Source organism: Streptomyces rishiriensis (assembly GCF_003112535.1).
GTDB lineage: Bacteria > Actinomycetota > Actinomycetes > Streptomycetales > Streptomycetaceae > Streptomyces > Streptomyces rishiriensis.
The window spans coordinates 75,555-89,058 of sequence record NZ_BEWA01000008.1 but is presented as its reverse complement, the minus strand read 5'-3'; the positions used below and the strand labels follow the sequence as shown (position 1 = coordinate 89,058).

The following is a 13,504-nucleotide window of genomic DNA, read 5'->3' as shown; positions in this document are numbered from 1 at the left end:
AGATTATGCATGAACTCGCATGGTCATGCAAAGGGCTCTTTCTGCTCCTCCGGCCGCGACGGTGGTCGCGGCCCGCCGGCGTCGTCCTCCCGGGACAGCCGGTGCGGCCACCACACCTTCGGCCCGACGTCCAGGAACAGCGAGGTGACCAGGATCGAGCGCACGATGAAGGTGTCCAGGAGGACGCCGAGGGCCACCGTGAACCCGATCTCCGCGAAGGCGACCATGGGGAGCGTGCCGAGGGCCGCGAAGGTTCCGGCCAGGACCAGGCCCGCCGAGGTGATCACCGCGCCTGTCGCCGCCAGGCCCGTCACCACGCCCTGCCGGGTGCCCTGGTGGACGGCCTCCTCGCGGATCCGGGTGGTCAGGAAGATGTTGTAGTCGATGCCGAGGGCCACCAGGAAGACGAAGACGAACAGCGGGAAGTCGGTGGACTCGCCCGCGTAGTCGAAGACATGGCGGAACGCCAGCGCGCTGATGCCCAGGGCCGCCGCGAAGGACAGGATGACGGTGCCCACCAGCATCAGCGGGGCGATCAGCGCGCGCAGCAGGCCGCAGAGGATCAGCAGGACCACGCCCAGGACCAGCGGGATGATCAGGCGGTTGTCGTGCGTGGTCGCCGCGTCCATGTCCAGCAGGGCCGCCGTGCCGCCGCCGACCCGGGCGTCGGCTTCGGGCACCGCGTGCACCGCGTCGCGCACCCGCTCCACGGTCCGCTTCGCGGCGTCGCTGTCCGACGGGGCGGTCATGGTCGCCTCGAACAGCACCTTGCCGTCGTGCACGGGCCTCGTGCCCGGGGGCACCCGCAGGGACGTCGGCACGACCCCCTCGGAGGCGGCCACCGCCCGGCGCACCTGCAGGGCCTGTGCCTGGTCGGAGACGATCACGAGCGGATCGCCGCTGCCCGCCGGGAAGTACCGCTCCGACACCTCCTGGCCCGTGATCGAGTCCGGCTTGCCGGTGAAGGCGTCCGCGTTGGAGATGCCCTCGGCGCGCAGCTGGAGCAGGCCGAGGGAGCAGACGGCCAGGACGAGCGTCGTCACGGCCCAGATCATGCGCGGGCGGCCGGCGATGCCCCGGCCGGTGCGGGCCCAGACGCCCTGCCCGCTCGGGTCGGCCGAGCCGGAGTGCGGGATCACCGGCCAGAAGATCCAGCGGCCGAAGATCACCAGCAGTGCGGGGAAGAGCGTCGTCATCGCGAGCAGCGCCACCGCCACGCCGATGGCCGCGACCGGGCCCAGGCCGGCGGTGGAGTTCATCTCGGCGACGGTCAGGACGAGCATGCTCAGGACGACCGTGGCGCCGGAGGCCAGCACCGCCGGGCCCGCCCGGTGCAGCGCACGGGCCATCGCCTCGTGCCGGTCGTCGTGACGGCGCAGCTCCTCCCGGTAGCGCGCGACGAGCAGCAGGGCGTAGTCCGTGCCCGCGCCGAACACCAGCACCGTCAGGATGCCGGCGCTCTGACCGTTCACCGTCAGGCCGGCGTGCTGGGCCAGGTAGTAGATCAGCGCCTGCGCGGTGAGCAGCGCGGCGACCACGCCGAGCACCGGGACGAGCAGGAGCGTCGGGCTGCGGTAGGTGATCAGGAGCATGACCACTACCACGGCCATCGCCGACACCAGCAGGGTGGAGTCGATGCCGTTGAACGCCTTGGAGAAGTCCGCCGAGGTGCCGCCGGGCCCCGTGATGTGCACGGCGAGCCCTGCGCCGCCGTCGCCGACGACGTGCCGGATCGAGTCGGCGGCCGGGGCGATGCGCTTCCAGCCCTTCGCGTCCATGGTGATCGGCACGTAGATCTGGGCGGCGCGGGGGTCGTTCGGGCGGTCGTAGACGGGACCGCGGGTCTCGGCGCCCCGGATGCCGTGGGCGGTGAGCCTCCGGAGTCCGGCGGCGTCCTCGGCGATCCGGGCCCGGTCCTTCGCCGTCAGCCCGCCTTCGCGGGCGTAGACGACGACCGCGGGGATCTGTTCGGGCCTGAAGCCCTGTGAGATCTGCAGAACCTGCGTGGACTCGGCCGATCCCGGCAGCCAGGAGGCCGCGTCATTGTCCTGGGCGTCGGAGAGCTTCGAGGCGAAGGGCGCCGTCAGGAACAGCACCACCACCCACAACCCCAGCACCAGCCACTTGGCCCGCCGCCCGCAGACCAGGTGCGCGACCCCGCGCGGCTGCGTCATGACCATGCCCCGGGCCGGCCCGCCGACGCCCGGTGCGGCCGCGTCGCCCGGGGGGTGCGCGTCACCGCGCGATCGGCGCCGGCCGGTCCGCGGACGACGAACCGTGTTCGCCCTCTCGGACCGGTGCTCGCAACCCCCGCGGAGCATGGCAGGCTTGGGTCATGGCCGTGCAGATCAACCCCAGCATCCTGTCCGCCGATTTCGCCCGCCTCGCGGACGAGGCGAAGGCGGTCGAAGGAGCCGACTGGCTCCACGTCGACGTCATGGACAACCATTTCGTCCCGAACCTCACGCTCGGTGTGCCGGTCGTAGAGTCACTGGCCCGTGCGACGGACACTCCGCTGGACTGCCATCTGATGATCGAGGCCCCCGATCGCTGGGCCCCGCAGTACGTCGAGGCGGGCGCCTCGTCCGTCACCTTCCACGTCGAGGCCGCCGCCGCGCCCGTGCGGCTCGCCCGTGAGATCCGGGCGAAGGGCGCCCGCGCCTCCATGGCGCTCAGGCCCGCCACGCCGATCGAGCCGTACGAGGACCTGCTGCCCGAACTGGACATGCTGCTGATCATGACGGTCGAGCCGGGCTTCGGAGGCCAGGCCTTCCTCGACATCATGCTCCCCAAGATCCGCCGCACCCGCGAGTTGATCAGCAAGCACGGCCTCGACCTGTGGCTGCAGATCGACGGCGGGGTCTCGGCCGCGACGATCGAGCGGTGCGCCGAGGCGGGCGCGGACGTCTTCGTGGCGGGCTCGGCCGTGTACGGGGCCGACGACCCGGCCGAGGCGGTCCGTGGCCTGCGGGCTCAGGCGGAGGCGGCGACCGCCGGCGCCACCTGGGGTTGTGAACACTGAACCGACCGCTGACCGACAGGAATGTGAACGGCTCCCATCAGAGCTGATCAACTGCGCCGGATCTGCGAGGATGAACGGCGTATCCAGAGTGTGAACAGCAGTGAGGAGATCGCCGTGTCGGGTATGTCGGCGGGCCGGTCAGCCATGCGGATGGGACCCGCTGAGCTGGTGCAGGCGGCGGCCATGGCCCGCCGCTTCTACCTCGAGGGGAAATCCAAGATCCAGATCGCCGAGGAGTTCGGCGTCAGCCGCTTCAAGGTGGCCCGGGTCCTGGAGACCGCCCTCGAACGGGATCTCGTACGGATCGAGATCCGCGTGCCGGCCGAACTGGACGCCGAGCGCTCCGACGCGCTCCGCGCCAGGTACGGCCTCAGGCACGCCGTCGTGGTCGAGTCCCCGGCCGAGGCCGAGGAGACCACGGACCCCGAGAACCTGGGGGAAGTGGCCGCCGACCTGCTCGGCGAACTGGTCGACGAGGGGGACGTACTGGGACTGGCCTGGGGCCGATCCACGATTCACATGGCGGCGGCGCTGGACCGGCTGCCGCCCTGCACGGTCGTGCAGCTGACGGGCGTGTACGACGCCGGGACCGCCGAGCGCGGCTCCGTCGAGGCGGTGCGCCGCGCCGCCCAGGTGTCCGGCGGCGACGCGCACCCCATCTACGCGCCGATGCTGCTGCCGGACGCGGCCACCGCGATAGCGCTGCGCCATCAGACCGGGATCGCCCGGGCCTTCGACTACTTCGACAAGGTCACGGTCGCCTGTGTCTCCATCGGCTCCTGGGAGCCGGGCATCTCGACGGTGTACGACATGCTCAGCGACGAGGAGCGGGGTCACTACGCCTCGCTCGGCGTCGCCGCTGAGATGTCCGCCCACCTCTTCGACGCCGAGGGCCGCAGGGTCGGACGCGACCTGGGCGAGCGGTGCATCACGGTCAAGGCCGACCAGCTGCGCCGGATCCCCGAGGTCGTCGCGATCGCGGGCGGTCAGCGCAAGGCCGCCGCGATCGACGCGGTGCTGCGGTCCGGGCTCGTCACCAGCCTGGTGACGGACACGTCCGCGGCGGACTACCTGATGACGGCCGGGCCGGCGCCCAAGCCCGCCCTCAACCGGTCGGACCCCGACGGGATCTGACGGGGATCCGGCGGGGTACCGGCGGGATCCGGCGGGATCCGGCGGATGATCAGAGAGGGGGGCGGGCTTCCGGGCCGCCCCCCTCTGCCGTGACCACGACTCGCTCAGGACGGTGCCTGGATGACGGAGCACATGCTGGAACTGGACCTCGACGGCGTCACGGACAAGGCGGCCCTGATGGACCGCTGCGCCCGCCACCTCGAACTGCCCGACCGGTTCGGCAGGAACTGGGACGCCCTCGCCGACAGCCTCACCGGCCTGCCCGACGGACCCGAGTCCGGGCCGGTGCTCGTCGTCGTGCGGAACTGGCGGCAGTACGCCAAGTCCCGGCCCGAGGAGTGGGAGATCGCCCAGGAGGTGTTCTCCGCCGCCGTGGACCGGGCGCCCGCGCTGTCTGTCGTGCTCGCTCTCGGAGGATCCTCCTAGCACTCCCAGGAGCTGCTTGGACGTTCCGTCCGGGCATCGCATCCCGGCCTTCGTGGGAGAATGAAGTACGTGCTTCTCCCCCTGGCTGACCTGTCCGGGGGTCACCTCTGATCGACTGGGATGTGCAGCACGTGCGTTTCCTCAACGACATCCAGCCCGCCTACGACCTCACCTACGACGACGTCTTCATGGTGCCGAGCCGCAGCGCGGTCGGGTCGCGTCAGGCCGTGGACCTCAGCGCCCCGGACGGCACGGGCACCACGATCCCGCTGGTCGTCGCCAACATGACCGCCGTCGCCGGTCGCCGGATGGCCGAGACCATGGCCCGCCGCGGCGGACTCGTGGTGATCCCGCAGGACATTCCGATCGACGTCGTCACCGACGTCGTCACCTGGGTCAAGAGCCGCCACCTGGTGCTGGACACCCCGATCGTGCTCGCCCCGCACCAGACGGTGGCCGACGCCCTGGCCCTGCTGCCCAAGCGCGCGCACAACGCCGGCGTCGTCGTCGACGAGGACTTCCGCCCGGTGGGCGTCGTCACCGACGCCGACCTCAGCGGCGTCGACCGCTTCACGCAGCTCGAGGTCGTCATGTCCCGTGACCTGCTGCTGCTCGACGCCGGGATCGACCCGCGGGAGGCCTTCAACACCCTCGACGCGGCCAACCGGCGCTACGCCCCCGCCGTCGACGCCGAGGGGCGGCTCGCCGGCATCCTCACCCGCAAGGGCGCCCTGCGCGCCACGCTGTACACCCCGGCCGTCGACGCGCGGGGCAAGCTGCGCATCGCCGCGGCCGTCGGCATCAACGGCGACGTCGCGGGCAAGGCCAAGCAGCTGCTCGACGCCGGTGCGGACACCCTCGTCATCGACACCGCGCACGGCCACCAGGAGTCGATGATCAGCGCGATCCGCACCGTGCGCGCCCTCGACCCCCGCGTGCCGATCGTGGCCGGCAACATCGTCTCCGCCGAGGGCGTCAGGGACCTGATCGAGGCGGGCGCCGACATCATCAAGGTCGGCGTCGGCCCCGGCGCCATGTGCACCACCCGCATGATGACGGGCGTGGGCCGGCCGCAGTTCTCGGCCGTTCTGGAGTGCGCGGCCGAGGCGAGGAAGCACGGCAAGCACGTGTGGGCCGACGGCGGTGTCCGCCACCCCCGTGACGTCGCCATGGCGCTCGCCGCCGGCGCGTCCAACGTGATGGTCGGGTCCTGGTTCGCGGGCACCTTCGAGTCCCCGGGCGACCTCCAGCAGGATGCCCAGGGTCGCCCGTACAAGGAGTCGTTCGGCATGGCCTCCGCGCGGGCCGTGCGCAACCGCACCTCCGAGGAGTCCTCCTACGACCGCGCCCGCAAGGCGCTGTTCGAGGAGGGCATCTCCACCTCCCGCATGTTCCTCGACCCGGCCCGCCCGGGCGTCGAGGACCTGGTCGACTCGATCGTCGCGGGCGTGCGTTCGTCCTGCACGTACGCGGGCGCGGCCTCCCTGGAGGAGTTCGCCGAGAAGGCCGTCGTGGGCGTCCAGAGCGCGGCCGGCTACGCCGAGGGCAAGCCGCTGCACGCCAGCTGGAGCTGAGCCGCCCGCCCGCCGCACGGCCCCCGGAGAAGCCGGGGGCCGTGCGCCCGCCCCGGCCGCTGCGGTCGGCCTCATGGAGATCACCGTCTGCGGGTCGGCGGACCTGCCGCTGCCGGAGCTGCACATCGGCTCTGCACGAGTTCGCCGGCGCCTGTGTCCTCCTCGTCGGGGAGTTCTCCTGACGGGGCCCGTGCAACACCCGGCGGCGCGCGCGCAACGAACACCCGCCGCGCCGTGATGAACGCAATGATCATGCGGGCACGCGCAAGGTTGCTGCATTACAGCGGCAACGTCCGGGCTCGTAGGGTTACGCGCTGTACGTAGCGTGGCGGGGACCCCGCTCGGCGGGCCCCTGATCGCACAGGCGCGCCGCCGGTCCCCTCCGCGCCGAGAGGCAGCGACGAAGGAGTCAGCGCGTGCTCGACCAAGGCGCACCCCCGCACCAGAGAAGTCGGACCGCCCCCGCGTCCCCGGGGCTGTTCGCGCGCCTCATGCGGCGCAAGCCCGTGGAACGGCTGGTCGCCGAGGGCGGCCAGGGCGAGGGCGGGTCCCTGCGGCGCTCGCTCGGGCTCTGGCAGCTCACCATGATCAGCATCGGCGCCACGCTCGGCACCGGCATCTTCGTCGTCCTCGGCGAGGCCGTCCCCAAGGCCGGGCCGGCCGTCACCCTGTCCTTCGTGATCGCCGGCGTCACGGCGCTCTTCTCGGCGCTCTCCTACGCGGAGCTGGCCGGCACCATCCCGGTCGCCGGGTCCTCGTACTCGTACGCATACGCGACGATGGGCGAGCTGATCGCCTGGATCTGCGGCTGGTGTCTGGTCCTGGAGTACGGCGTCTCGGTGGCCGCCGTCGCCGTCGGCTGGGGCGAGTACCTCAACGAGCTGCTCGACGGGACCATCGGCGTCACCATCCCGGACGCGCTGTCGGCGCCGCCCGGCGACGGGGGCGTCTTCAACCTGCCCGCCCTCATCGTCGTCCTGCTGGCGATGGCCTTCCTGCTGGGCGGCGCCCGCGAGTCGGCCCGCGCCAACACGTTCATGGTGGCCGTGAAGATCGCCGCGCTGGTGCTGTTCTGCGCCATCGGCGTCCAGGGCTTCCGCTCCGGCAACTACGAGAACTTCATGCCGCTGGGCATGGCGGGCGTCAGCGCGGCCGGGGCGACCCTGTTCTTCTCGTACATCGGCTTCGACGCCGCCTCCACCGCCGGCGAGGAGGCGAAGAACGCGCAGCGCGATCTGCCGCGGGCCATCATGCTGTCGCTGGTCATCGTCACCGCGCTCTACGTGCTCGTCGCGGCCGTGGCCGTCGGCGCCAAGCCGTGGCAGCGGTTCGGGGACTCCGAGGCCGCACTCGCCCAGATCATGCGCGAGGTGACCGGTCAGTCCTTCTGGGGGACCCTCCTCGCCTTCTGCGCGGTCATCGCCATCGCGAGCGTCGTCCTGACCGTGCTGTACGGCCAGACCCGCATCCTCTTCGCGATGTCCCGGGACGGCCTGGTGCCCCAGGTGTTCTCCAAGGTCCACCCGAAGACCGGCACGCCGCGGGCCAACACGGTCATCGTGTCCCTCTTCTGCGGCGTCCTGGCCGCCGCGATCCCGTTGGGCCAGCTGGCGGACGCCACCAGCATCGGCACGCTGTTCGCGTTCGGGCTGGTCAACATCGCCGTCGTGGTGCTGCGCCGGACCCGTCCGGAGATGCCCCGTACCTTCCGCGTGCCGCTGTCCCCGGTCCTGCCGGCCGTCGGCTTCGGCCTGTGCGTGTGGATGATGGGCAGCCTGTCGGCCGTCACCTGGGTGGTCTTCGGAGTCTGGATGGCGGTCGGGCTCGTGGTCTACTTCCTCTACGGCCACCGCCGCTCCCGACTCGCGTCACCCGCACCATCTGAGAAGTGATCGACCCACTGTGCTGAACGATCTCGACGAACGCATCGTGCACGCCCTCGCCGAGGACGCCCGCCGCTCCTACGCGGACATCGGGCACCTGGTCGGCCTGTCCGCGCCCGCCGTGAAACGGCGCGTGGACCGGCTGCGGGCCACCGGAGCCATCACCGGCTTCACCGTACGGGTCGACCCGGCGGCCCTCGGCTGGGAGACCGAGGGGTTCGTCGAGATCTACTGCCGGCGCAACACCTCCCCGGAGACCATCCAGCGGGGCCTGGAGCGCTACCAGGAGGTAGTGGCGGCGTCCACCGTCACCGGCGAGGCGGACGCGGTCGCCCAGGTATTCGCCGCCGACATGCGCCACTTCGAACGCGTCCTGGAACGGATCGCGGGGGAGCCCTTCGTGGAACGCACGAAGTCGGTCCTGGTGCTGTCCCCGCTCCTGCGCCGCTTCTCCTCGGGCTCGCCGGCCTGAGCCGGTTCGCCCGCCCCCCACCCGCCCCCCACCCGCCCCTGCCCGCGCGCTCCGCGGCCGGCCCGGGCCGTTGCGCGTCCTACTCGGCCGTCTTGCGGGCCAGCGCGTTGTTGCCTATCGAGTTGTGCACGCTGAAACTGACCGCGTCGGAGCGGTAGCGGTCGTCCGACCACTCCACCGGGCGGCCCTCGTGGGTCGTGGTCACCCGGCGGACGCGCAGCAGCGGGCTCGTACGGCGCACGCCGAGCAGCTCGGCGTCCTGGGCGCCCGCGGCCACCGCGTCGATGACGTGCTCGCCGTAGGCGAAGACGAGGCCGCTGTCGTCGAGGAGGCGCTGGGTCACCGAGGGACAGTCCGGCTCGATCGACTCGACGGCCGGGGAGATCCAGTCCGCGTACACGGTCCGCTCCAAAAGCACCGGCTCACCGTCCAGGCCGCGCAGCCGCAGCACGTGCAACACCGGTGTCCCCTCGCGGAGTTGGAGGCGCACGGCGTCCTCCGCGCCGGCCGGTCGGTAGTCCTGCCGCACGACCCGGCCGGTGGCCCGGCGGCCCATCGCGCGCGCCCACTGGGCGAAGCTGCGCAGCTCGGCGAAGCTCTGGCTGCGATGACTGGCCAGGACCACGCGGCGGGCGCCCTGGCGGGAGCCGATGAGGCCCTCGGCGGTCAGCGCCGCGACGGCCTGGCGGACCGTGCCGCGCGAGACGCCGTACCGGGCGGCGAGGTCGGTCTCGGCGGGCAGCCGGGCGCCGACCGCGTACTCCTCGCGGTCGATCGCCCGGCGCAGTTCGTCGGCGATCTCCTCGTGTCGCGCGGCCATGATTCCCCTCTGCTTCGACTGCTGTACACAGTCTGACCAGCGTAGTCCACTCGCGGCGCGGTTCGGTGACGACCACAACTGTGCGGGAAACAGGGGCTCAGGGTTTCGCCGGTGTTCACGAAGGGGACACCGACGGCGGGCGTACTTGGGCCAACTTGTTCAGACAAGTCAACCCCGCCTCCTGCATTCCAGCGCGTCCCCTGGAGAAGCCGTGACCGTGCCCCTGCCGAGAACCGCCGTTCGTGGCGGCGCCCTCGCCGCCGTCGCCGTACTCGCCCTGAGCGCCTGTGGCGCCGCCCCCGACACCGGCGCCGCGGCCGCCGCCGACGGCAAGAGCGCCGCCACCGCCGCGTCCGCCGCCGACTTCGGCGGCCTCGACGCCCTGGTGAAGGCGGCCAGGAAGGAGGGCACGCTGAACGCCATCGCGCTGCCCCGCGACTGGGCGAACTACGGCGCCCTGATCGACGGCTTCCAGAAGAAGTACGGCGTCAAGGTCGCGGTCGAGAACCCCGACGCCGCCAGCCAGGACGAGATCAACGCCGTCACCTCGCGCAAGGGCCAGGGCCGCGCACCGGACGTCCTCGACCTCGGCAGCTCCTTCGCGCTGAGCGCCGCGCAGCAGGGCCTGCTCGCGCCGTACAAGGTGGCGTCGTACGCCGACATCCCCGAGGGGCAGAAGGACGCCCGGGCCCGCTGGTACAACGACTACGGCGGCTACCTCTCCATAGGCTGCGACGCCAAGCGCGTGAAGGTCTGTCCGACCACCTTCGCGGACCTGCTCAAGCCGCAGTACAAGGGCCAGGTCGCCCTCAACGGCAACCCCACCAAGTCGGGTTCCGCGTTCGGCGGCGTCTACGCGGCCTCCCTCGCGAGCGGCGGCTCCTTCGACGACATCCAGCCCGGCCTCGACTTCTTCGCCAAGCTGAAGAAGAACGGCAACTACACGCCCGTCGAGTCGACGCCGGCCACCGTCGAGAAGGGCGAGACGCCCATCAGCATCGACTGGGACTACCTCAACGCCGGATACGCCGACGAGTTCGGCTCCAAGGGCGTCGACTGGAAGGTGGCGGTGCCCCGCGACGGCCAGTTCTCCCAGTACTACTCCCAGGCGATCAACAAGGACGCCCCGCACCCGGCGGCCGCCCGCCTGTGGCAGGAGTACCTCTACAGCGCCGAGGGCCAGAACCTGTGGCTCAAGGGCTACGCGCGGCCGGTCCTGATGACCGCCATGGAGAAGGCCGGCACCCTCGACAAGACGGCCGCGGCCAAGCTGCCCGAGGTCTCCGGCACGCCCTCCTTCCCGACCGAGGCCCAGCAGAGCAAGGCCAAGACGGTCCTCGGGCAGGGCTGGGCCGAGGCCGTCTCCGGATGACCTCCGTCGCCGTACGGGCCGACACGGCGCCCGCCGCCGGGCTCCAGCGGCGGCGCCGGTCCCTGGGCTGGCTCGCCGTCGTCCCGCTGCTCGCCTTCACCGCGCTCGCCTTCGGGCTGCCCGCCATGGCCATGCTCGACGGCGCGTTCACCGTCAGGGACCCGGCCACCGGCGCCACCTCGTACACGGCCGGCAACCTGACCGCCTCGCTGCGGGGCGCGTATCTGACGGCCCTGCTCGGCAGCGTGAAGCTGTCGGCCGTGTCCGCGGGACTGGGAGCGCTGCTCGGGCTGCCGCTGGCCCAGGCCGTGGTGACCTCCCGCCACCGCGCGCTGCGCGAGGCCGTGCTCACCGCGTCCGGCGTGCTGGCCAACTTCGGCGGCGTCCCGCTGGCCTTCGCCTTCGTCGCCACGCTCGGCAACGCCGGTGTGCTGACCAGGCAGTTCGGCCTCACCGACCAGGGCTGGGACCTGTACAGCTTCTGGGGGCTGGTGGTCGTCTACCTGTACTTCCTGCTCCCGCTGATGGTGCTCACCATCACCCCCGCCCTGGAGGGGCTGCGCTCCCAGTGGCGCGAGGCGGCGCAGAACAACGGCGCGACACCCGCCCAGTACTGGCGGCACGTCGCCCTGCCCGTCCTGCTGCCCTCGCTGCTCGGCGGCCTGGTGCTCCTCTTCGGCAGCGCCTTCGCCGCGTACGCGACCGCGGCCGCCATGGTGGGCAGCTCCATCCCGCTGGTCACCCTCCAGATCGCCGACGCCCTCTCGGGCAACGTGCTCGTCGGCCAGGAGAACGTGGCCCTCGCGCTCAGCCTCGACATGGTCCTGGTCGCGGGCCTGGTCATGGCGGTGTACCTGCCCCTGCAACGACGGAGCGCGCGATGGCTCGCCTGAACCTGTGGCGATGGGCGGTCCTCGGCCTCGCCGGACTGTACTTCCTGGTGCCGCTCGCCGCGTCGGTCGTCTTCACCGTCGACGTGCCCGGACAGGGCGTCACCCTCGACGCCTACACGCAGATCTTCTCCACCGGCGGCTTCGGCTCCAGTCCGCTGCTCTCGCTGGAACTGGCCGCCGTCACCGTCGCCGTCGTCCTGCTGCTGATGGTGCCCGCCATGGTGGCGCTGCGGCTGGGCTCGCCCCGCCTGCGGCCGGTCGTCGAGGTGGTGTGCTCGCTGCCGCTGGTCGTCCCGCCGATCGCGTTCGTCGCGGGCATCGGGACGGTGCTGAAGTGGGGACCCGAGCAGCTGTCGCGCACCCCGCTGTTCCAGACCTTCGTGGCCATCCAGAACCCCGACTTCCCCGTGGTCCTCGTGCTGGCCTACGTCGTCATGGCCCTGCCGTTCGTGTACCGGGCCCTGGACGCGGGACTGCGCTCCGTCGACGTGGGCACCCTCGTCGAGGCCGCCCGCAGCTGTGGGGCGGGCTGGCCGCAGGCGCTGATCCGGGCCGTCCTGCCCAATCTGCGCGGCGCGCTGCTCAACGCCTCCTTCCTCACCCTGGCCCTGGTGCTCGGCGAGTTCACCGTGGCGCAGCTGCTCGGCTTCCAGCCGTTCGCCGTCTGGATCGTCAACGTCAGCGGTTCGCAGGCCCAGCTGTCCGTCGCCGTCTCCGTGCTCAGCCTGCTCGTGACCTGGGCGCTCCTCCTCGTCCTCGCCGGTTTCGGCGGGCGCACCCGTCCTACTCCCCGGGGATGAACCATGACCGTGCTCGACAACACAGCGACCACGCCGCAGCCGGCGACGCAGGCGGCGACCGTCGAATTCCGCCGCCTGCGGCGCGAGTTCGGGCCGACCGTCGCCCTCGCCGGCCTCGACCTCACCGTCCGGCCGGGTGAACTCCTCGCCCTGCTCGGCCCCTCCGGCTGCGGCAAGACCACCGCGCTGCGGATGCTCGCCGGGTTCGAGCACCCGGACTCCGGCGAGGTGCTGGTCGACGGCGAGGACGTCACCCGGGTCCCGGCCCACCGCCGGGACGCCGGGATGGTCTTCCAGTCCTACAGCCTCTTCCCGCATCTCGACGCGCTCGACAACGTGGCCTTCGGGCTGCGGATGCGCAAGGTGCGCACCGCCCAACGGCGCTCCCGGGCAGCCGAGCTGCTGGACCTGGTGGGCCTCGCCGACAAGGGCGCACGCTTCCCCCACCAGCTCTCCGGCGGTCAGCAGCAGCGGGTCGCCCTGGCCCGCGCCCTCGCCCTGCGCCCACGCGTCCTGCTCCTGGACGAGCCGCTCTCCGCGCTCGACGCCAAGGTGCGGCTGACCCTGCGCGAGGAGATCCGGCGGCTCCAGCAGGAGCTCGGCATCACCACCCTGTTCGTCACCCACGATCAGGAAGAGGCCCTGTCCATGGCGGACCGGGTCGCCGTGATGCACGCCGGACGGCTCGAACAGTGCGCCGCCCCGGCCGAGTTGTACGGACGGCCCGCGACGGCCTTCGTCGCCGGGTTCGTGGGCACGACGAGCCGGATCCCGGGACGCCTCGACGGCGGGACCGTCGACGTGCTCGGGCGCCGACTGCCCGTCGACGGCAGGATCCCCGCCGTGACCGAGGTGGACGTCCTGGTGCGGCCGGAGGCCGTACAGGTGCGGGCCGCGGACGACGGGGACGCGCGCGTGGTCGCCACCTCCTTCCTGGGCGCCGCCGTCCGGGTCACCGTCCGGCTCGCCGACGGCGCCGAGATCAAGGCCGACCTGCCCGCGCACGAGACCGCCGGGCTCACCGCCGGCGCCGCGGTGGACGTGTCGCTGCCCGACCGCCCGGTGCTCGTCACCGAACGCACTTCCTGATCCCCCCACCGAAAGAGGC

General features: G+C 72.1%; 12 protein-coding genes. 10 read left to right on the top strand and 2 right to left on the bottom strand.

Annotated features, from left to right (window positions below):
* Positions 1-23: 23 nt before the first annotated feature.
* Complete coding sequence (locus tag Sri02f_RS14660) at positions 24-2,174, bottom strand: MMPL family transporter (RefSeq protein WP_109001616.1); 2,151 nt, start codon at positions 2,172-2,174, stop codon at positions 24-26.
* A 161-nt stretch (positions 2,175-2,335) separates the two neighbouring features.
* Between Sri02f_RS14660 and rpe the strand changes: the two genes are divergently transcribed.
* From rpe to Sri02f_RS14630, 6 genes are all read left to right on the top strand, one after another.
* Positions 2,336-3,022 carry a ribulose-phosphate 3-epimerase gene (rpe, locus tag Sri02f_RS14655; RefSeq protein WP_109001615.1) on the top strand — a complete coding sequence of 229 codons (687 nt, stop codon included), beginning with the start codon at positions 2,336-2,338 and terminating at the stop codon, positions 3,020-3,022.
* 90 nt (positions 3,023-3,112) lie between these two features.
* On the top strand, positions 3,113-4,156 hold the full coding sequence (locus Sri02f_RS14650) for a sugar-binding transcriptional regulator (RefSeq protein WP_109001614.1): 1,044 nt from the start codon (positions 3,113-3,115) through the stop codon (positions 4,154-4,156).
* A 120-nt stretch (positions 4,157-4,276) separates the two neighbouring features.
* On the top strand, positions 4,277-4,582 hold the full coding sequence (locus Sri02f_RS14645; RefSeq protein WP_109001613.1) for a barstar family protein: 306 nt from the start codon (positions 4,277-4,279) through the stop codon (positions 4,580-4,582).
* 131 nt (positions 4,583-4,713) lie between these two features.
* Positions 4,714-6,156 (top strand): GuaB1 family IMP dehydrogenase-related protein, encoded by a 1,443-nt coding sequence (locus tag Sri02f_RS14640; RefSeq protein ID WP_167467554.1) that lies wholly within the window; start codon positions 4,714-4,716, stop codon positions 6,154-6,156.
* 416 nt (positions 6,157-6,572) lie between these two features.
* Entirely contained in the window at positions 6,573-8,048 is a 1,476-nt protein-coding gene (locus Sri02f_RS14635; RefSeq protein ID WP_109001611.1) for an amino acid permease, read from the top strand.
* Positions 8,049-8,058: 10 nt separating this feature from the next.
* Positions 8,059-8,511 carry an Lrp/AsnC family transcriptional regulator gene (locus Sri02f_RS14630; protein ID WP_109001610.1) on the top strand — a complete coding sequence of 151 codons (453 nt, stop codon included), beginning with the start codon at positions 8,059-8,061 and terminating at the stop codon, positions 8,509-8,511.
* Between the two features lie 79 nt (positions 8,512-8,590).
* On the opposite strand, the gene Sri02f_RS14625 is transcribed toward Sri02f_RS14630, so the two are convergent.
* On the bottom strand, positions 8,591-9,331 hold the full coding sequence (locus tag Sri02f_RS14625) for a GntR family transcriptional regulator (protein WP_109001609.1): 741 nt from the start codon (positions 9,329-9,331) through the stop codon (positions 8,591-8,593).
* Positions 9,332-9,542: 211 nt separating this feature from the next.
* Here Sri02f_RS14625 and Sri02f_RS14620 point away from each other — a divergent pair, with 211 nt between their 5' ends.
* The 4 genes from Sri02f_RS14620 to Sri02f_RS14605 are packed head-to-tail and all read left to right on the top strand — an operon-like array spanning position 9,543 to position 13,485.
* Positions 9,543-10,703: an ABC transporter substrate-binding protein gene (locus Sri02f_RS14620; protein WP_109001608.1), complete on the top strand. Its 1,161-nt coding sequence runs from the start codon at positions 9,543-9,545 to the stop codon at positions 10,701-10,703.
* A complete protein-coding gene (locus tag Sri02f_RS14615) occupies positions 10,700-11,596 on the top strand; it encodes an ABC transporter permease (RefSeq protein ID WP_109001607.1) in 897 nt (298 codons plus the stop codon). The genes Sri02f_RS14620 and Sri02f_RS14615 overlap by 4 nt, the downstream gene beginning before the upstream one ends.
* Positions 11,584-12,396: an ABC transporter permease gene (locus tag Sri02f_RS14610; RefSeq protein WP_109001606.1), complete on the top strand. Its 813-nt coding sequence runs from the start codon at positions 11,584-11,586 to the stop codon at positions 12,394-12,396. The genes Sri02f_RS14615 and Sri02f_RS14610 overlap by 13 nt, the downstream gene beginning before the upstream one ends.
* A 3-nt stretch (positions 12,397-12,399) precedes the next feature.
* On the top strand, positions 12,400-13,485 hold the full coding sequence (locus tag Sri02f_RS14605) for an ABC transporter ATP-binding protein (RefSeq protein ID WP_109001605.1): 1,086 nt from the start codon (positions 12,400-12,402) through the stop codon (positions 13,483-13,485).
* The last annotated feature ends 19 nt before the right edge of the window (positions 13,486-13,504 follow it).

Excerpts from the sequence above, each read along its gene's own strand:
- Sri02f_RS14660 (WP_109001616.1), bottom strand. The coding sequence starts at position 2,174 with ATGACGCAGCCGCGCGGGGTCGCGCACCTGGTCTGCGGGCGGCGGGCC.
- rpe (WP_109001615.1), top strand. The coding sequence starts at position 2,336 with ATGGCCGTGCAGATCAACCCCAGCATCCTGTCCGCCGATTTCGCCCGC.
- Sri02f_RS14645 (WP_109001613.1), top strand. The coding sequence starts at position 4,277 with ATGACGGAGCACATGCTGGAACTGGACCTCGACGGCGTCACGGACAAG.
- Sri02f_RS14625 (WP_109001609.1), bottom strand. The coding sequence starts at position 9,331 with ATGGCCGCGCGACACGAGGAGATCGCCGACGAACTGCGCCGGGCGATC.
- Sri02f_RS14615 (WP_109001607.1), top strand. The coding sequence starts at position 10,700 with ATGACCTCCGTCGCCGTACGGGCCGACACGGCGCCCGCCGCCGGGCTC.
- Sri02f_RS14610 (WP_109001606.1), top strand. The coding sequence starts at position 11,584 with ATGGCTCGCCTGAACCTGTGGCGATGGGCGGTCCTCGGCCTCGCCGGA.
- Sri02f_RS14605 (WP_109001605.1), top strand. The coding sequence starts at position 12,400 with ATGACCGTGCTCGACAACACAGCGACCACGCCGCAGCCGGCGACGCAG.